Below are 18,096 nucleotides of genomic sequence, written 5' to 3'. Positions count from 1 at the left end.
GATGCCTATGTGTAACTCAAGGCTGGCTTATTCAGCGTCCTCACGTGCCCAGTCGCGGGTGCGGCTGACGGCTTTTTTCCAGCCTTTGTAGAGTTTCTCTTTCTCGGTTTCGTCAAGGCTCGGTTCGAACTCGCGCTCGATCACTGCCTTGCCGCGCAGTTCTTCCAGGCTGCCCCAGAAACCGCAGGCCAGACCAGCCAGGTAAGCCGCGCCGAGTGCGGTGGTTTCGCGCATTTGCGGGCGTTCGACCTGGGTGCCGAGGATGTCGGCCTGGAACTGCATGAGGAAGTTGTTCGCCACCGCACCGCCGTCCACCCGCAGAGCTTTGAGGCGTTCGCCGGAATCCTGTTGCATGGCGTCGAGTACGTCGCGGGTCTGGTAGGCGATCGACTCCAGCGCGGCGCGGATGATGTGATCCACACGTACGCCACGCGTCAGGCCGAACAGTGCGCCACGGGCATACGGGTCCCAGTACGGCGCGCCGAGACCGGTAAACGCCGGCACCAGATACACGCCGTTGCTGTCCTTGACCTTGTTGGCAAAGTATTCGGTGTCGTGGGCGTCGTTGACGATTTTCAGTTCATCGCGCAGCCACTGCACGGTCGAGCCGCCGTTGAACACGGCACCTTCGAGTGCGTAGGCAACTTCGCCGCGAGGGCCGCAGGCGATGGTGGTGAGCATGCCGTGCTGGGATTTCACCGCTTTGTCGCCGGTGTTCATCAGCAGGAAGCAACCGGTGCCGTAGGTGTTTTTCGCCTGGCCCGGCTCGACGCACATCTGGCCGAACAGTGCTGCCTGCTGGTCGCCAGCGATACCGCCGATAGCGATGCCGCTCTTGGTGCGACCGTAGATTTCCGAGGAAGCTTTGACTTCCGGGAGCATCTCGCGCGGGATATCGAGGATCTCCAGCATCTTCGAATCCCACTCCAGCGAGTGAATGTTGAAGAGCATGGTGCGCGAGGCGTTGGTGTAGTCGGTGACGTGCACTTTGCCACCGGTGAATTTCCAGATCAGCCAGCTATCGACGGTGCCGAACAGCAGCTCGCCGTTGCGCGCACGCTCGCGGCTGCCTTCGACGTTGTCGAGGATCCACTTCAGTTTGGTGCCGGAGAAGTACGGGTCGGTGACCAGACCGGTGGTGTCGCGGATGTAGTCTTCGTGGCCGTCGCGCTTGAGTTGCTGGCAGATCTCGGTGCTGCGGCGGCACTGCCAGACGATCGCGTTGTATACCGGCCGGCCGGTGGTCTTGTCCCAGACCACGGTGGTTTCACGCTGGTTGGTGATACCGATGGCGGCGACCTGGTCGTGATGCAGGCCGGCTTGCGCCAGCGCTTCAACCATCACCGCGCTCTGGGTGGCGAAGATTTCCATCGGATCGTGCTCGACCCAACCGGCTTGCGGGTAATGCTGAACGAATTCGCGCTGCGCGGTGCAGACTACGTTCGCGTCGCGGTCGAAGATGATCGCGCGCGAACTGGTCGTACCCTGATCAAGGGCAATGATGTAGTTCTTGTTCTGAATGTCGGTCATGTCGATTGCCTTGGACGAAAAAAACGAGAGTGGGCCGTGGCGCCGGCTCGGATGGGCAGGAGCCGGCGCCGACTGTTTCAAGAAGTTCTTGGTTTGCCGTCAATGGCCGGTTCTGCATCCTTTGTAGCAGGTGTGGCACCGGTCAGGTGACGGGCGATGAGCCCGCGATACCCGGCAGCGCCGAGGCAGGCACCGACAATCGGTGCAAAAATCGGAATCAGGAAATACGGAATATCACGACCACCGGTGAAGGAAATTTCACCCCAACCGGTAAAGAAAGTCATCAGTTTCGGACCGAAGTCACGCGCAGGGTTCATCGCGAAACCGGTCAACGGACCCATCGCACTGCCGATCACGGCGATCAGCAGACCGATCAGCAGCGGCGCCATCGGGCCGCGTGGCAGGCCGTTGTTGTCATCGGTCAGGGCCATGATCACGCCCATCAGGATCGCGGTGATGATCATCTCGACCAGAAACGCCTGGGCCGTCGACAGCACCGGGTTCGGGTAGGTCGAGAACACCGACGCCAATTCCAGGCTGGCAGCCGAGCCACGAACCATCTGGTGGGTTTGTTCGTAATCGAAGAACAGATTGCTGTAGAGCGTGTAGACCAGCAACGCGCCGCAGAAGGCGCCGGCAATTTGCGAAAGGATGTAGAACGGCAGTTTGCGCTTTTCGAAGTCAGCGAAGATTGCCAGAGCGATGCTCACGGCCGGGTTCAGGTGCGCGCCGGAAACCCCGGCGGTGAGGTAGATCGCCATGCTCACGCCGACGCCCCAGATGATGCTGATCTCCCACAGGCCGAAGCTGGCGCCCGCGACTTTGAGCGCGGCGACACAACCAGTGCCGAAGAAGATCAGAAGGGCGGTGCCCAGGAATTCGGCCATGCATTGGCCGGAAAGCGATGGTTGCGGTAAAGCAGCTGTCATTGAAAACCTCGGTTCTTTTTCTTGTGTGGCGCCTTGCCAACGGAGCAGGGCGCGATCTTCACCGGGTCGGAATCCCCATTCGGTTCCCGGGTTACTGCTGGGTACTGCGCGAAGCACGATTCTTACATTATTCAGATTCGAAAAAATATAGACAAGAAACAAACCTGTCAAAGGTCGAAAGTGAACCGCCGGTCACAATAAAACTATTCGCCCCATGAATGATCAGCACGACGATCACGGTAAATAGAGCGCGAGGCCACGGGAATCGCGGCTTGGAATAGAGCCTTTTGCCCAACGATGACCTAGAATCCGCCGCAGGTTTTTTCAAAGATTGCCGAACCCGGAGCTGCCATGACCCCAGCGTTGGACTTGTTGAAAAAAGTTCGTGCCGAACATCGCGTGCACAGTTACGAACATGATCCGAAGGCCGCGTCCTATGGGCTGGAGGCGGCGGAGAAGCTCGGGCTCGAACCGGCGCAAGTGTTCAAAACCCTGCTGGCCGCCAGTGAAAAAGGCGAACTGCTGGTGGCTGTGGTGCCGGTCGTCGGAACGCTCGACCTCAAGGGCCTGGCCCATGCCGCTGGAGTGAAGAAAGCCGAAATGGCTGACCCGGCTGCCGCGCAACGTTCAACCGGCTACCTGTTGGGTGGCATCAGCCCGCTCGGGCAGAAGAAACGCCTGCGCACCTTCATCGACAATTCCGCTCAGGGGTTCGCGACTATCTATGTGAGTGCCGGGCGGCGAGGACTGGAAGTGGAACTGGCGCCGGCAGTATTGGCTGAGCACACCCAGGCGCAGTTTGCCGATATCGGCCGCGCGTAATAGTCGCGCCGGCTGTATGAAGAAAAAATCGCGTTTCTGTCACTGGCACTGATCCGGCTCGCCGTTGCATGCTCGGCCGACCAATTCAGGGAGAAAATCATGCAGCTTGCGTTTCATCAGGTCGACGCGTTCAGTGATCGGCCGTTCAGTGGTAACCCGGCGATGGTCTATCGGCTCGACAGCTGGCTGGCCGATGACTTGATGCAGAAGATCGCCGCCGAACACAACTTGGCGGAGACTGCGTTTCTGGTGCGCGAAGGTCAGGCCTGGCATATCCGCTGGTTCACCCCGACCACCGAAGTGCCGCTGTGCGGGCATGCGACGTTGGCCAGCGCGTTCGTACTGTTCGAAATCTATAAGGAAAGCGCCGAGAGCATCGACTTCACCTGCAAGTCCGGGCCGCTGAGTGTCAGCCGCGAAGGCGACCGGCTGTGGCTGGATTTCCCGACCATCGTGCCTTCGGAAATCGGCGTGACGCTGGATGTCGAGCGGGCGCTGGGTGTCGAGGCTGTTGATGTGCTCGGCTCCAACGAACTGTTCGTCGTGCTGGACTCGGAACAGGCGGTGCTCGACTGCCAACCGGACATGGCGGCGCTGGCGAAACTGCCATGGCTGGGCGCAATCGTCACCGCGCGTGGCAACCAGCACGACTTCGTCTCGCGCTATTTCGCCCCGGCGATCGGTATCAATGAAGACCCGGTGACCGGTTCGACGCATTGCAGCCTGATTCCGTACTGGTCCACGCGTCTGGGCAAAACGAATCTGACCGCGTGCCAGCGCTCGGCGCGGGGCGGCGAGTTGTTCTGTCGGCTGGAAGGTGAGCGGGTGAAGATTGGCGGCAATGCGACGCTGGTGGCCAGCGGTACCCTGTTTTTAGGCTGACGCAAAACCAACTGTGGAAGCGAGCCTGCTCGCGAAACCGGTCTTTCAGTCAACATCTTCGGCGACTGAAACACCGCATTCGCGAGCAGGTTCGCTCCCACAATTTTTATCCAGTGCGGATCAGAGGCTGGTGCTGAATCGACGGACGCCGTTTTCCACCGCCGGAATCTGTGCCGCAGTGCTCCCCGAAGCCTGGAACAGCACCAGGTGATCCGCCGCTACGCGAATCCCGACCTGCGCGCCAACCAGATGATCGGCATGGCTCGGAAAGATCGATTCCAGCTGCGCGCCGGTTGGCAGTTGCAGGCGATACAAGGTCGCTGCGCCGAGGAATGTCTTGCCGACAATCTGCGCCTGCAATGGGCTGTCCGGTGCATAAACAATATCATCCGGACGCAACAGCACATCCACCGCACCGCCAATCGGCCAAGTGTAAGCACGGTTGCCGCGCAGTTCACCGAGCTCGGTCTGCACTGATTCCGGGGTGACGAGCTGGCCGCGAATGAAGTAACCCTGACCGATGAAACTGGCGACATACGGCGTCGCCGGTTCGTGATAGAGGTTGTAGGGCGTATCCCACTGTTCCAGCCGACCTTCCTTGAACACGCCAACGTGATCGCTGACGGCGAAGGCTTCTTCCTGATCGTGGGTGACCAGAATCGCACTGGTACCACGGGCCTTGAGAATGTCGCGCACCTCATGGCTGAGCTTGCGACGCAGTTCGCCATCGAGGTTGGAGAACGGCTCGTCGAGCAGCAGCAACTGCGGCTCCGGCGCCAGGGCGCGGGCGAGGGCGACGCGCTGTTGCTGGCCGCCGGACAATTCGTGGGGGAAGCGCTTGCCGAGGTTTTTCAGGTTGACCAGTTCCAGCAGCTCTTCGACCACGCGCGCCTTGTTCGGGTGCTTGCGAATGCCGAAAGCGATGTTGTCGGCCACGCTCAGGTGCGGAAACAGCGCGTAGTCCTGAAACACCATGCCGATCCGGCGTTTCTCCGGCGCCAGGGTGAAACCGGCGCTGGAGAGGGTTTCGCCACCGAGGGTGATTTCGCCTTCATGCACCGGTTCGAAACCGGCGATGGCGCGCAGGGTCGTGGTCTTGCCGCAGCCGGACGAGCCGAGCAGGCAGCCGATGTCGCCGGCGTTGAGGTGCAGATTGAGGTTCTGCACCACGCGTTGATCTTGATAGCCGCAAGCGAGGTTGCGCAGGTTCAGCAGTAATTCATGGCTCATGCGTGGTGATATGCCGGTTCGACGAGGAACTCGAGCAGGGCCTTCTGTGCGTGGAGACGGTTTTCTGCCTGATCCCAGGCGACGGAGCGCGGGTCATCGAGCAGGTCGAGACTGATTTCTTCGCCACGGTGCGCCGGCAGGCAGTGCATGAACAGCACGTCCTCGGCAGCGAGGTCGAGCAAGGCACGGTTGACCTGAAACGGCGCGAACAGCTTGAGGCGCTTGGCAGTTTCCTCTTCCTGGCCCATCGAAGTCCAGACGTCGGTGCTGACCAGATGCGCGCCACGTACGGCGTCCTGCGGATCGCGGACAATCGTCACGCGATCGCCAGCCTGAGCGACGAATTCCGGGTTCGGCTCGTAACCTTCCGGGCAGGCAACGCGCAGCTGGAAGTCGAACTGGATCGCCGCTTCTATATAGCTGTTGCACATGTTGTTGCCGTCACCGATCCAGGCCACGGTCTTGCCCTGGATCGAGCCACGGTGCTCAAGGAAGGTCTGCATGTCAGCGAGCAACTGGCACGGGTGCAGATCATCGGACAGGCCGTTGATTACCGGCACGCGCGAGTTGGCGGCGAATTCGGTGAGGGTGCTGTGGGCGAAGGTGCGGATCATCACCGCATCGAGCATGCTCGACATGACGATGGCGCAATCGCTGATGGGCTCGCCACGGCCCAGTTGGGTGTCGCGCGGGGACAGGAAGATTGCCTGGCCGCCGAGCTGGATCATGCCGGCCTCGAAGGAGATCCGGGTACGGGTCGAGGATTTTTCGAAGATCATCCCCAACACGCGGTTTTTCAGAGGCTCGAACAGTACGCCGCGGTTACGCAGGTCCTTGAGCTCAACGCCTCGACGGATCACGCTGACCAGCTCTTCGGGCGTGCAATCCATCAGGGAGAGAAAGTGCCTTGCGCTCATCATTGACTACCTTTTTGCTACAGACCGCAGATGCTCAAAGCCTTGTTTAACGGAACAACGGGCGAGACCTGCGGCGTAAGCCGCACGGGGCGACGAAATAGGGGAAGGCGCGATATTGACACTAAATGTCGCGTTTTTCCAATAGGGTACTTTTTCAGCGGGATTCGGAGCGCGGACCGAGCATTTCGATCACGCATGTTGAAGCCGGATTCAGTACAGCGGTGAGCCTCTTTGTACACTGGCGCCGCCGCGCTTGGCAATGCGCCGCGACGGCAACGCAGCGGTCCTGGTCGGTTTGCGAACGCTGCGCCACCGATTCGCTTGGTCGGATGTTCAGACTGAAACATTTGCTAAAGCAAAGTGCTGGGTTATAAATAAGTTTCGAGCGACGCAGGGAGCCTCCGCATGGAATCGAAAGAACAACTGTTAATGGAGCTGCTGGGCCACACGGCTCGCTCTCTGACCCATCTCACCGCGTCAGTCACCTCGATGTCTTTCGAGTTGCTGCGCAGTGACGACGAAGTGGTCAAATCCGCCGGCCGACACATGATCGATCGCATGGCCACCATCAGCGCCGGGCTCGATGAGCACTGGCGTTTGATCGGCGAGCTCACCGGCGTGCACGTAGCCCATGAGCAGATCGAAACCATCCAGGAAATCCAGCTGGCTGCACCGCCGCAGTTGCCGCCGAACTGACGGCGGCGATTTATCGGCTGCCCTGATAACCGTCGATTCACAAGACGAACGTCGCTGGCGCCGTCTCTGCGCACGGGCCATAGTTTTGTTCCCGCGGGCGTGATTGCCTGCTCCCGAACAAGACAGAGACTGGCCATGACCAAGACTCTTCACCACCGTGCGTGCCACCTGTGCGAAGCCATTTGCGGGCTGACCATCGAAACTACGGAAACCGATGGCGATGTCGCGATCACCTCGATCAAGGGCGATGCCCTCGACACCTTCAGCCGCGGCCATATCTGCCCGAAAGCCGTGGCTCTGCAAGATATTCAGAACGATCCCGACCGGCTGCGTCAGCCAATGCGCCGCGTCGGCAGCGAATGGCTGCCGATCGAATGGGACGAGGCGTTTGCGCTGGTGGCCGAGAAACTCGCGGCGATTCAGGAACGTCACGGCCAGAACGCCGTTGCGGTGTATCAGGGCAATCCGAGCGTGCACAACTACGGCCTGATGACCCACAGTAACTACTTCCTGGGTTTGCTGAAAACGCGTAATCGCTACTCGGCCACTTCAGTCGATCAATTGCCGCATCACCTCAGCAGCTATCTGATGTACGGCCACGGTCTGCTGTTGCCGATCCCGGACATCGACCACACCGATTTCATGCTGATCCTCGGCGGCAATCCGCTGGCGTCCAACGGCAGCATCATGACCGTGCCGGATGTCGAGAAGCGCCTGAAGGCGATTCAGGCGCGCGGCGGCAAAGTGGTGGTGGTCGATCCGCGGCGCAGCGAAACCGCAGCGATGGCCGATCAGCACGTGTTCGTCCGCCCGGGCGGCGATGCGGCGCTGTTGTTCGGCATGCTCAATACGCTGTTTAGCGAAGGCCTGACCCGCGACAGCCATTTGCCGGTCGATGGCCTCGACGAGGTGCGCAGCGCCGTGGCTGCGTTTAGTGCCGAAGCGATGAGCCCGCTCTGCGCGGTGCCTGCCGAACAGATTCGGCAACTGGCGCGCGACTTCGCTGCCGCACCGAGTGCGGTCTGCTATGGGCGCATGGGCGTCTCGACCCAGGCCTTCGGCACCTTGTGTCATTGGGTGGTGCAGTTGATCAACCTGGTCACCGGCAATCTCGACCGCGTTGGCGGTGCTCTTTGCACCGAGCCGGCGGTGGATCTGGTGGCGTCGACCTCGGGTGGGCATTTCAACAAATGGCAGAGCCGCGTTTCCGGGCGTCCTGAATACGGCGGCGAGTTGCCGGTCTCGGCGCTGGCCGAAGAAATGCTCACCGAGGGCGAGGGGCAGATCCGCGCGCTGATCACCGTGGCCGGCAACCCGGTGTTGTCGACACCCAACGGCCGGCAACTGGAGCAGGCGCTGGACGGCCTCGACTTCATGCTCAGCATCGACCTGTACATCAACGAAACCACGCGCTATGCCGATCTGATCCTGCCGTCGACCTCGGCGCTGGAAAACGATCACTACGACACCACTTTCAACCTGTTTGCGGTGCGTAACGTGACCCGCTTCAATCGCGCGATCCTCGCCAAGCCCGAGGGTGCGCTGCACGACTGGGAGATCTTCGTCGGTTTGGCCAAGGCCTTCGCCGAGAAAACCGGCAAGGAGCTGAAACCAACGATGCCGCCGGCGAAGATGATCGATATGGGCCTGCGCATGGGCCGCTATGGCGATGCGTCCGAGCACAAGCTGTCGCTGGCGACGCTGTTCGATCATCCGCACGGCATTGATCTGGGGGCGCTGAAGCCGAATCTGGCGTCACGTCTGAAAACGCCGGATCAACGTATTCAGGCTGCACCCCCGGAGATCCTCGCCGACCTCGCTCGCTTTGCCGCGTTGCAGGCGCCGGCTGCCGATGAGTTGTTGATGATCGGCCGCCGCCATGTGCGCAGCAACAATTCGTGGATGCACAACTTCCATCGACTGGTGAAGGGCAAGCCGCGGCACCAGTTGCTGATGCACCCGGATGATCTGGCCAGCCGTGGCCTGGCTGATGGGCAACGGGTTCGGGTGAGTTCGCGGGTCGGGCAGATCGAGGTGGAAGTGCTCGCCAGTCTCGACATGATGAAAGGCGTGGTCAGCCTGCCCCACGGTTGGGGCCACGCGCGCCCGGGCGTGCAGATGGCGATCGCCAGCGGCCAGCCGGGGTCGAGCGCCAACGACCTGACCGACGAGTGCCAGCTCGACGAACTGTCGGGCAACGCGGCGTTGAACGGTGTGCCGGTGACCGTGGCGGCGGCCTGAGCGGGTCTGTCGGGGAGACCGAGCATGGCGCTCGGGATTCCGTTACAATGCGCCACCGTGCCGACCTCTGAGTCGGAAAGTTCAGCCGAGGTGCTCCATGGATATCATCGAAACGATTAAAGAGCAGATTGCCAACAACACCATTCTGCTTTACATGAAAGGCTCGCCGAATGCCCCGCAGTGCGGCTTCTCCGCAAAAGCTGCGCAAGCCGTGATGGCCTGTGGTGAAAAGTTCGCGTACGTGGACATCCTGCAGAACCCGGAAATCCGCGCCAACCTGCCAAAATACGCCAACTGGCCGACTTTCCCGCAACTGTGGGTCGGCGGTGAACTGGTCGGCGGCAGCGACATCATGACCGAGATGGCTGCAGACGGTTCGCTGCAAAGCACCATCAAGGCAGCTGTCGAAGCGGCAGCGGCGAACAAGTCCGAAGCCTGATTCGCTCCTGCAGGGATTTCGCAACCTCTGAAATCCCGGCGATAAAAAAGCCCCGCACCTCGAAAGAGGGCGGGGCTTTTTAGTATCTTGCGAGGGTCAGATCACTCTTCGCCCATCTGCGACTGCAGATAGTTTTCCAGACCGATCTTGTCGATCAGGCCGAGCTGGGTTTCCAGCCAGTCGATGTGTTCTTCTTCCGACTCGAGAATGTCTTCGAGCAGTTCACGGCTGCCGAAGTCGCCAACGGTTTCGCAATGGGCGATGGCGGCTTTCAGGTCAGCGTGGCCGGTCTTTTCGATGCGCAGGTCGCATTCGAGCATTTCGCGGGTGTGTTCGCCGATGTGCAGCTTGCCCAGGTCCTGGACGTTCGGCAGGCCTTCAAGGAACAGGATGCGCTTGATCAGCTTGTCCGCGTGTTTCATCTCGTCGATGGATTCGTGGTATTCGTGCTTGCCGAGCTTGTTCAGACCCCAATCTTCATACATGCGTGCATGCAGGAAGTACTGATTGATCGCGACCAGCTCATTGGCAAGGATCTTGTTGAGATGCTGGATGACTGTAATGTCGCCTTTCATGATCGGAGTCCTGCCCTGTATTAACCGTATATAAGGCGGAGTTTGAGCTTGGCAGTTATAAGTGTCAAACCTAAGTTATTGAATAATAAATGAAAATTAATCGGAATAAGAATGTTTGTGTTCCGCGTCTGGGCGCTAAGCAATTGATTTTCAGGCATAAAAAAACCGGACATCTAGTCCGGTTCTTTGAAATGGGGGCATTTACGCAGCAGTAAATTCTACCGGGTAAGGGATCGCGGCCTGGGCGGTTTGCAGCTTGGTCAGGGTTTCGCGGACCACTTCCTTGGCAAGGCAGGCGCATTTGCCGCACTGGCTGGCGACGCCGGTGGCCTGGCGAACTTCTTTGTAGCTGCAGCAACCTTCATAGATCGCTTCGCGGATCTGTCCGTCGGTGACGCCAGTGCAGAGGCAAACATACATAAGTAAGAACCGTCGCTGGTTGTGGCTCAATTGCGATGGATCTTAATGTTAACGAGAATGATTGTCAAAGTGCTTTCGGAACGCTTCGCAGCCAATTTCCCAGCGACTGACGAACGGTATTTTCCAAATGCTCGTCTGACCCCATGAATACGCAGTGGATAACCGAACAGGGAAAATCCGTTACGGACAGGCCAAACACGCAGTGTATGATGGTCGTCCCTTGCGAAGAGGGTTCGTGTCACAGGGCTGTCGCCTGAGGGTGACAGGCTGGCCCGGACCCTGAACTTCAAGTTTCTACACCAGGAGATATCAATGAGCGTACTCGTAGGCAAACAAGCCCCAGACTTCACCGTCCCGGCCGTACTCGGCAATGGCGAGATCGTTGACAGCTTCACCCTGTCCTCGGCCATCAAAGGCAAATACGGCCTGGTGTTCTTCTACCCGCTGGACTTCACCTTCGTCTGCCCGTCCGAGCTGATCGCTCTGGACAACCGCATGGCTGACTTCAAGGCACGCAACGTTGAAGTGATCGCTGTGTCGATCGACTCGCACTTCACCCACAACGCCTGGCGCAACACTCCAGTGAACAATGGCGGCATCGGCCAGGTGAAATACACCATGGCTGCCGACATGAAGCACGACATCGCCAAGGCATACGACGTTGAATCCGAAGGCGGCGTGGCTTTCCGCGGCGCGTTCCTGATCGACGACAAAGGCGTGGTTCGCTCGCAGATCATCAACGACCTGCCGCTGGGCCGTAACATGGAAGAGCTGATCCGTCTGGTCGACGCGCTGCAATTCCACGAAGAGCACGGCGAAGTCTGCCCGGCCAACTGGAAGAAAGGCGACAAAGGCATGAACGCTTCGCCGGAAGGCGTTGCGGCTTACCTGACCGAGAACGCTGCTGCCCTGTAAGGCGCAACGTCGAGGTACAAAAAAACCGGCCCATGTGGCCGGTTTTTTTATGCGCGGGATTTGTTCGTCGAGGATCAGTCGTCGAAGTCTTCCCAGCCGCCCATCTGCTTCCAGCGATTGACGATGCCGCAGAACAGCTCAGCGGTCTTTTCGGTGTCGTAGCGCGCCGAGTGCGCCTCACGACCGTCGAAATCGATGCCGGCGGCCTGACAGGCTTTCGCCAGCACGGTCTGACCGTACGCCAGACCCGCCAAGGTCGCGGTGTCGAAACTGGAGAACGGGTGGAACGGGTTGCGCTTCATGTCCAGGCGCGCAACTGCTGCGTTGAGGAAGCCCAGGTCGAAACTGCTGTTGTGCCCGACCAGAATCGCCCGTTTGCAGCCGTTGGCTTTCAGGGCCTTGCGGATGCCACGGAAAATGTCGGTCAGTGCGGTTTCTTCGCTGACGGCCATGCGCAGCGGATGATCAAGCTTGATCCCGGTGAACTCCAGCGCTGCCGCTTCAACGTTCGCACCTTCAAACGGCTCGACGCGGAAGAAGTAGGTGTGATCCGGGTAGACGAAACCCTTTTCATCCATGGCGATGGTGGTCGCGGCAATCTCCAGCAAGGCATCGGTGGCTGCGTTGAAGCCACCGGTTTCTACGTCGACGACAACCGGCAGGTAGCCGCGAAAACGCGCTGCCATCGGATGACGGGAACCGCCGCCGCCACCTTGACCGTCCAGCTCATCGTCGAAATTGTCTTCACTCACGCGTGTTCCTCCAGCAGGCGCCAGCGCAGTTTTTCACCGGCGCGCAGCGGGATAACGGTCAGCTCGCCAAATGGCAGACTGGTCGGGGCGGTCCATTCTTCGCGAACCAGGGTGATGCGATCGGTGTTTGCCGGCAGGCCGTAGAAACGCGGGCCGTTGAGGCTGGCGAAGGCTTCGAGCTTGTCCAGCGCATTACGCTGTTCAAACGCTTCGGCATACATCTCGATGGCGGCGTAGGCGGTGTAGCAACCGGCGCAACCGCAGGCGGCTTCCTTGGCGTGCTGGGCGTGGGGCGCCGAGTCGGTGCCGAGGAAGAACTTGGCGCTGCCACTGGTGGCGGCGTCGAGCAAGGCTTCCTGATGGGTGTTGCGCTTGAGAATCGGCAAGCAGTAGAAGTGCGGCCGAATCCCACCGACCAGCATGTGGTTGCGGTTGTACAGCAGGTGATGCGCGGTGATGGTCGCGCCGACGTTGGCCGAAGCCTCGTTGACGAACTGCACGGCGTCGCCAGTGGTGATGTGTTCGAACACCACTTTCAGTGTCGGGAAACGCTCGACCACGCGGCGCATGTGCTCGTCGATGAAAATCTTTTCGCGGTCGAACACATCGACGTCGCCACGGGTGACCTCACCGTGGATCAACAGCGGCATGCCGACTTCGGCCATGGCTTCCAGCGCCGGGAAGATCTTGTCGATGCTGGTCACGCCGGAATCGGAGTTGGTGGTCGCGCCGGCCGGATAGAGCTTGGCGGCGTAGACGAAACCGCTGGCCTTGGCCTGACGAATTTCTTCCGGTTGGGTGCGGTCGGTGAGGTACAGCACCATCAACGGCTCGAACTGACTGCCGGCCGGGCGGGCAGCGAGAATGCGCTGACGATAGCCGTCGGCTTCAGCGGCGTTGCGCACCGGCGGTACCAGGTTCGGCATGATGATCGCGCGCCCGAAGGTGCGGGCCACATCGGCAACGGTATTGGTCAACACGGCACCATCGCGAAGATGAATGTGCCAGTCGTCGGGACGCAGCAGGGTCAGGCGGTCGGTCATGAGGGGATTCCAGGCGGGTCAAACTGAGGCGAATGCTACCGGAAAAGACTCTTGCAGGCACCCGCTATCAAGTTTTGCCACAAGCGTCCGATATCCCGAAGGTATGCCGTAAACATTGTGTGAATCGGTGTTTGTGTTTCACAAGCCAATGGAGCCTCCCGTGCGCCAGCGTTATTTAGCCCTGCTCAGTGTGTTTGCCAGCCTTCCCGCGATGGCGCTGACTTACCAGACCCGTCTGGAGAACATTGAGTGGACGGTCGCCGGCGACCAGTTCGAATGCCGCCTGACGCAACCGATCACCGATTTCGGCTCGGGCGAGTTCGTGCGCAAGGCCGGTGAGCAGGCGATCTTTCGCCTGAATGCCTACAACGCCATGCTTGGCGGTGGTTCGGCGACGCTGCTCGCTGCCGCTGCACCGTGGCAGCCGGGGCGTGGCGACATCAATCTGGGCTCGGTACGGCTGGGCAGCGGCAATGTGTTGTTCAACAGCTCGCAATCCCAGGCCGGTGGGCTGATCAGCGGTCTGCTGGATGGCCGCAGCCCGGTAGTTCGCCGTGCGTCTGGCGATGGCCGGGTGTCGGAAGTGCGTTTGTTGCCGGTGAAATTCAGCAAGGCGTTCAACGACTATCAAGGCTGTGTGGCGAAATTGCTGCCGCAGAATTTCGACCAGATCAAGCAGTCGCAGATCGGCTTCCCCGGCGAAGGCGTTGAGCTGGACCCGGCTGCCAAGGCCAAGCTGCAAGTGATGCTCGAATACATGAAGGCCGACCCGACGGTGAACCACATCGACCTCGACGGTCATTCCGACAACAGCGGCAATCGTCTGACCAACCGCGAATTGTCGCGCCGCCGCGCGCTGGCGGTGGTGGATTTCTTCAAGGCCAACGGCATTCAGGAATCGCAGATCACCGTGCGTTTCCACGGCGAGCAGTATCCGATCGTGCCGAATACCAGCAAGGCCAATCGTGCGAAGAATCGTCGGGTCAACGTGAAATTGTCGCGTGTGGCGCCGACCACAGCCCCTGCGCCGGCACCGCAAGCGGGTACGCCAGCCACCGCCGCAGCGACTTCCTGACTCGCCGGTCATCGTCGCGCTCTCGACAGATTCTGTCGCTTTGTCGTCTTAAGCTGTCGCGCCTCTGTAAATTATCGCGTTTGAGCGGTAGACTCCCCGGCTTTCCGTAGAACCCCGTGGAGTGATGGCATGGCGGACGTAAACAAGGTCGTTCTGGCGTATTCCGGCGGCCTGGACACTTCGGTGATCCTTAAGTGGCTGCAGGATACTTATAACTGTGAAGTGGTGACTTTCACCGCCGATCTCGGTCAAGGCGAAGAGGTCGAGCCGGCCCGCGCCAAGGCTCAGGCCATGGGCGTCAAAGAAATCTACATCGACGATCTGCGCGAAGAGTTCGTGCGTGATTTCGTGTTCCCGATGTTCCGCGCCAACACCGTTTACGAAGGCGAGTACCTGCTGGGTACTTCCATCGCCCGTCCGCTGATCGCCAAGCGCCTGATCGAAATCGCCAATGAAACCGGCGCCGACGCCATTTCCCATGGCGCCACCGGCAAGGGCAACGACCAGGTGCGCTTCGAACTGGGCGCCTACGCGCTCAAGCCAGGCGTGAAAGTGATCGCCCCTTGGCGCGAGTGGGACCTGCTGTCCCGCGAGAAGCTGATGGACTACGCCGAGAAGCACGCGATCCCGATCGAACGCCACGGCAAGAAGAAATCCCCGTACTCGATGGACGCCAACCTGCTGCACATCTCCTATGAAGGCGGCGTGCTGGAAGACACCTGGACCGAGCACGAGGAAGACATGTGGCGCTGGACCGTCTCCCCGGAGAAGGCTCCCGACACCCCGCAGTACCTGGAACTGACTTACCGCAACGGCGACATCGTCGCACTGGACGGCGTCGAAATGACCCCGGCCACCGTACTGGCGACGCTGAACAAGATCGGCGGCGAGCACGGCATCGGTCGTCTCGACATCGTCGAAAACCGTTACGTCGGCATGAAGTCCCGTGGCTGCTACGAGACCCCGGGTGGCACCATCATGCTGCGCGCTCACCGGGCGATCGAATCGATCACCCTGGACCGCGAAGTCGCTCACCTCAAAGACGAGCTGATGCCCAAGTACGCCAGCCTGATCTACACCGGCTACTGGTGGAGCCCTGAGCGTCTGATGCTGCAACAGATGATCGATGCTTCGCAGGTCAACGTGAACGGCGTAGTGCGCCTGAAGCTGTACAAGGGCAACGTCATCGTGACCGGCCGCAAGTCCGACGATTCGCTGTTCGACGCCAACATCGCCACCTTCGAAGAAGACGGCGGTGCTTACAATCAGGCGGATGCGGCGGGCTTCATCAAGCTCAACGCGCTGCGCATGCGCATTGCTGCCAACAAGGGCCGCAAGTTGTTCTGAGTAGCTCAGACCGACGCGCAATAAAAAAGGCGGCCTGTGCAGGGCCGCCTTTTTTTTAACATTTTTTTCTGGTTCATCAGGCTCCCTCGTGTGTCTGCGCGCAGTCTTGACCCGGTTCAGCTGGTTCGTCCCAGTAATGTCACCGTCTGCGAACACAGGTTATATACGATGCACAGTGTGGCTCCTGAGCCTTTCTTGGCCTGCCTGATCTGTTGCAATGCGGAGTGGGCAATCGCGTCCGACGCATGATTACAAAGAAATACGAGAACCCGCGCGTGCTTTTTATCGACGCCTTTTAGCGTTTCGAAGATGGCATCGAATTCCTTCGCTGCATCAATGCCTCTTGCGTCAATGATGTTCAGTTCACTTACCCAGGGTGACAGCTTGATATTCTGCACAACCGGATGGGTTCGGTCGCGTGGACCGAGCGGTGGGTCCGGCGCGTTGTGAACCCTGCAGGGAATCGGGAATCGGCCTGGTCCGGTTTTACCCGACACGATGCAACTGGTCAGCTCAAAAGCGCAACGCTCGCCTGCTTCGCGAAAGGATTCGTCCCTCTGGTTATTTTGAGTGGTTTTCAAAAAGCTTTTGTCTTTGCCGAAGTCTGAAGGCGAGTAAAGCGAGCGATGATTGAAGTTGAGAGTGATAAAGAACAGGAATAACAAGTAAAAGGGAAAGCTGATCAAAAACCAGACATAAATTTCTCGGTCCTTATTGTCAAGAAACGGTAACGATACCGCCGCCGAAGTTTCCGAAAGAATTGCAAATATGGCGATGACTGTCATGGGGTTGGTGATTTTGTTTTTTATCTTTAGCATTGTTTTGCTTCTACGTAGTTTGTCGAATTTAAGTTGGTTATTTCAGCGATAGCAAAGGCGCTTGTGTAAGTGCGCGGCTGTTAACTAAAGTTTTATAGAATCAACGATGTTGTGTCGAACAGGTGGTTGTGTCGGTTCGTTACGTCATATGTCCCAGTGCTTGCCCAAGGCCAATTTGACAGGTAAATCATCGTGTATGAAGTTTCGTAATTGCACCTGTTGAAGTTTTCCAACGACCCACCACGGCGTAGGACTCGGCTGCATGAAGATCAAACTCCACCGTCGTATGAAAGATCGGAAGGCGGTTGCAATGGGGCAAGGGCAGCGAATTTGTGGGAATTATCCTCAATGCCTGTAGGGAATGTCTCTGGATGCAAATGCGTGTAAAAGTTGCCATGCCGTGAAGCAAGTGACTGGGATATCGTGCGTGTTCTAAAAATTCGAACAGCGAAAACTGGACTTGCCCATGAATAAAGTGCTGATCGTGGATGACCACCCCGTCATTCGACTTGCGGTACGTATGCTGATGGAACGGCATGGCTACGAAGTCATTGCAGAAACGGATAATGGCGTTGATGCACTACAAATTGCTCGTGAACAAATACCGGATCTTGTCATTCTGGATATTGGAATACCCAAACTCGACGGACTGGAAGTTATTGCGCGCCTGACCTCCACTGCCATGCCGGTGAAAGTGCTGGTGCTGACTTCCCAGGCTCCCGGGCATTTTTCAATGCGTTGCATGCAATCGGGCGCAGCGGGTTACGTGTGCAAACAGCAGGATCTGACCGAATTGCTCAGTGCGATCAAGGCAGTTCTGTCCGGCTACAGCTATTTCCCCAATCAGGCCCTGCACACCGTGCGTACCAGTCTGGGCAATGCGAGCGAAGCGGACATGGTGGATCGTCTGTCCGGCCGGGAAATGATGGTGTTGCAGCAGTTGGCGCGCGGCAAGACCAACAAGGAAATCGCCGACGGCATGTTCTTGAGCAACAAGACTGTGAGCACATACAAGACTCGTCTGTTGCTGAAACTCAATGCGCGTTCTCTGGTTGATCTGATCGAGCTGGCGCAGCGTAACGGCCTGGTTTGAACTATTCGACAGCTGAGAACGTCATGGGCCGATCAAGCTCGGTTGTCGCAGAAAATGAAAAGCCTCCGTCTCGGGAGGCCTTCAGATATCACAGATCATAATCGTAGTCGGCCAATTGCCTTTGCAGTCGGCGCTCCTCAAGCAGGTTGTCGATTGTGCGACGCTTGCTAAGGTTGGTCTTGGCCACTTCAACCACCGGTTCGACCTCATCGGCGTCGGTGGCAATAAGATCTTCTTCTACATCCAGTTGCTCTGTGTCGGTACTCATGAAGTCAACTCCCGGCTAAGACTGCCTTTGGCGCTCCTTATATCGACATTACTGCGGCGGGTAAAAAAGATTTTTTCAATCGATGGATACGAAAAACCGATGAC

The 18,096-nt window shown here is 58.9% G+C and carries 19 protein-coding genes; 9 read left to right on the top strand and 10 right to left on the bottom strand.

Features of this window, described 5'->3' with window-relative positions; all coding sequences use genetic code 11:
- Positions 1-27: 27 nt before the first annotated feature.
- Positions 28-1,530, bottom strand: a complete 1,503-nt coding sequence (gene glpK / locus BXA01_RS09955; protein ID WP_024014162.1) for a glycerol kinase GlpK — start codon at positions 1,528-1,530, stop codon at positions 28-30.
- A 77-nt stretch (positions 1,531-1,607) separates the two neighbouring features.
- The gene (locus BXA01_RS09950) at positions 1,608-2,459 is read right to left on the bottom strand and encodes an MIP/aquaporin family protein (RefSeq protein ID WP_016773396.1); all 852 of its coding nucleotides are present in this window, start codon (positions 2,457-2,459) and stop codon (positions 1,608-1,610) included.
- A 351-nt stretch (positions 2,460-2,810) separates the two neighbouring features.
- On the opposite strand from BXA01_RS09950, the gene ybaK reads away from it, so the two are divergent.
- Both ybaK and BXA01_RS09940 read left to right on the top strand, forming a co-directional pair.
- Positions 2,811-3,281 carry a Cys-tRNA(Pro) deacylase gene (gene ybaK, locus BXA01_RS09945; RefSeq protein ID WP_041479874.1) on the top strand — a complete coding sequence of 157 codons (471 nt, stop codon included), beginning with the start codon at positions 2,811-2,813 and terminating at the stop codon, positions 3,279-3,281.
- Between the two features lie 99 nt (positions 3,282-3,380).
- Complete coding sequence (locus BXA01_RS09940) at positions 3,381-4,163, top strand: PhzF family phenazine biosynthesis protein (protein ID WP_076564007.1); 783 nt, start codon at positions 3,381-3,383, stop codon at positions 4,161-4,163.
- 120 nt (positions 4,164-4,283) lie between these two features.
- Here BXA01_RS09940 and BXA01_RS09935 read toward each other — a convergent pair whose 3' ends face one another.
- A complete protein-coding gene (locus BXA01_RS09935) occupies positions 4,284-5,393 on the bottom strand; it encodes an ABC transporter ATP-binding protein (RefSeq protein ID WP_071173438.1) in 1,110 nt (369 codons plus the stop codon).
- Positions 5,390-6,310 (bottom strand): ornithine carbamoyltransferase, encoded by a 921-nt coding sequence (argF, locus tag BXA01_RS09930; RefSeq protein ID WP_024014160.1) that lies wholly within the window; start codon positions 6,308-6,310, stop codon positions 5,390-5,392. Before argF ends, BXA01_RS09935 begins: the two co-directional genes overlap by 4 nt.
- A 405-nt stretch (positions 6,311-6,715) precedes the next feature.
- On the opposite strand from argF, the gene BXA01_RS09925 reads away from it, so the two are divergent.
- The 3 genes from BXA01_RS09925 (at position 6,716) to grxD (ending at position 9,686) form a co-directional block, all read left to right on the top strand.
- Positions 6,716-7,006 (top strand): hypothetical protein, encoded by a 291-nt coding sequence (locus BXA01_RS09925; RefSeq protein ID WP_016773401.1) that lies wholly within the window; start codon positions 6,716-6,718, stop codon positions 7,004-7,006.
- Positions 7,007-7,141: 135 nt separating this feature from the next.
- A complete protein-coding gene (locus BXA01_RS09920; protein WP_076564006.1) occupies positions 7,142-9,247 on the top strand; it encodes a molybdopterin oxidoreductase family protein in 2,106 nt (701 codons plus the stop codon).
- Positions 9,248-9,344: 97 nt separating this feature from the next.
- Positions 9,345-9,686, top strand: a complete 342-nt coding sequence (gene grxD, locus BXA01_RS09915) for a Grx4 family monothiol glutaredoxin (protein ID WP_016773402.1) — start codon at positions 9,345-9,347, stop codon at positions 9,684-9,686.
- A gap of 101 nt (positions 9,687-9,787) precedes the next feature.
- Here the strand turns inward: grxD and bfr are convergent, their stop codons facing one another.
- Both bfr and BXA01_RS09905 read right to left on the bottom strand, forming a co-directional pair.
- Positions 9,788-10,261, bottom strand: a complete 474-nt coding sequence (gene bfr / locus BXA01_RS09910; RefSeq protein ID WP_016773403.1) for a bacterioferritin — start codon at positions 10,259-10,261, stop codon at positions 9,788-9,790.
- 201 nt (positions 10,262-10,462) lie between these two features.
- Positions 10,463-10,681 carry a bacterioferritin-associated ferredoxin gene (locus BXA01_RS09905; protein WP_003227725.1) on the bottom strand — a complete coding sequence of 73 codons (219 nt, stop codon included), beginning with the start codon at positions 10,679-10,681 and terminating at the stop codon, positions 10,463-10,465.
- 312 nt (positions 10,682-10,993) lie between these two features.
- On the opposite strand from BXA01_RS09905, the gene BXA01_RS09900 reads away from it, so the two are divergent.
- Entirely contained in the window at positions 10,994-11,596 is a 603-nt protein-coding gene (locus tag BXA01_RS09900; protein WP_003227723.1) for a peroxiredoxin, read from the top strand.
- A gap of 74 nt (positions 11,597-11,670) precedes the next feature.
- Here the strand turns inward: BXA01_RS09900 and rnt are convergent, their stop codons facing one another.
- A complete protein-coding gene (rnt, locus tag BXA01_RS09895; RefSeq protein ID WP_016773404.1) occupies positions 11,671-12,348 on the bottom strand; it encodes a ribonuclease T in 678 nt (225 codons plus the stop codon).
- Positions 12,345-13,391 carry a dihydroorotase gene (pyrC, locus tag BXA01_RS09890; protein ID WP_076564005.1) on the bottom strand — a complete coding sequence of 349 codons (1,047 nt, stop codon included), beginning with the start codon at positions 13,389-13,391 and terminating at the stop codon, positions 12,345-12,347. Before pyrC ends, rnt begins: the two co-directional genes overlap by 4 nt.
- 160 nt (positions 13,392-13,551) lie before the next feature.
- On the opposite strand from pyrC, the gene BXA01_RS09885 reads away from it, so the two are divergent.
- Positions 13,552-14,466, top strand: coding sequence for a flagellar protein MotY (locus BXA01_RS09885; protein ID WP_076564004.1), 915 nt, complete (start codon positions 13,552-13,554; stop codon positions 14,464-14,466).
- Between the two features lie 129 nt (positions 14,467-14,595).
- Positions 14,596-15,813, top strand: coding sequence for an argininosuccinate synthase (locus tag BXA01_RS09880; RefSeq protein ID WP_007953201.1), 1,218 nt, complete (start codon positions 14,596-14,598; stop codon positions 15,811-15,813).
- A gap of 116 nt (positions 15,814-15,929) precedes the next feature.
- Here the strand turns inward: BXA01_RS09880 and BXA01_RS09875 are convergent, their stop codons facing one another.
- Positions 15,930-16,631 carry a hypothetical protein gene (locus BXA01_RS09875; protein ID WP_076564003.1) on the bottom strand — a complete coding sequence of 234 codons (702 nt, stop codon included), beginning with the start codon at positions 16,629-16,631 and terminating at the stop codon, positions 15,930-15,932.
- Positions 16,632-17,097: 466 nt separating this feature from the next.
- Between BXA01_RS09875 and BXA01_RS09870 the strand changes: the two genes are divergently transcribed.
- Positions 17,098-17,724: a response regulator transcription factor gene (locus BXA01_RS09870; RefSeq protein WP_016773408.1), complete on the top strand. Its 627-nt coding sequence runs from the start codon at positions 17,098-17,100 to the stop codon at positions 17,722-17,724.
- Between the two features lie 88 nt (positions 17,725-17,812).
- Here BXA01_RS09870 and BXA01_RS09865 read toward each other — a convergent pair whose 3' ends face one another.
- Positions 17,813-17,992: a PA3496 family putative envelope integrity protein gene (locus BXA01_RS09865; RefSeq protein WP_041479865.1), complete on the bottom strand. Its 180-nt coding sequence runs from the start codon at positions 17,990-17,992 to the stop codon at positions 17,813-17,815.
- Positions 17,993-18,096 lie beyond the last annotated feature (104 nt).

This window comes from Pseudomonas sp. B10, assembly GCF_900156235.1.
Lineage (GTDB): Bacteria > Pseudomonadota > Gammaproteobacteria > Pseudomonadales > Pseudomonadaceae > Aquipseudomonas > Aquipseudomonas siliginis.
Note: the sequence above shows the minus strand (reverse complement) of the source record. Positions and strands in the feature narration are given on the sequence as shown.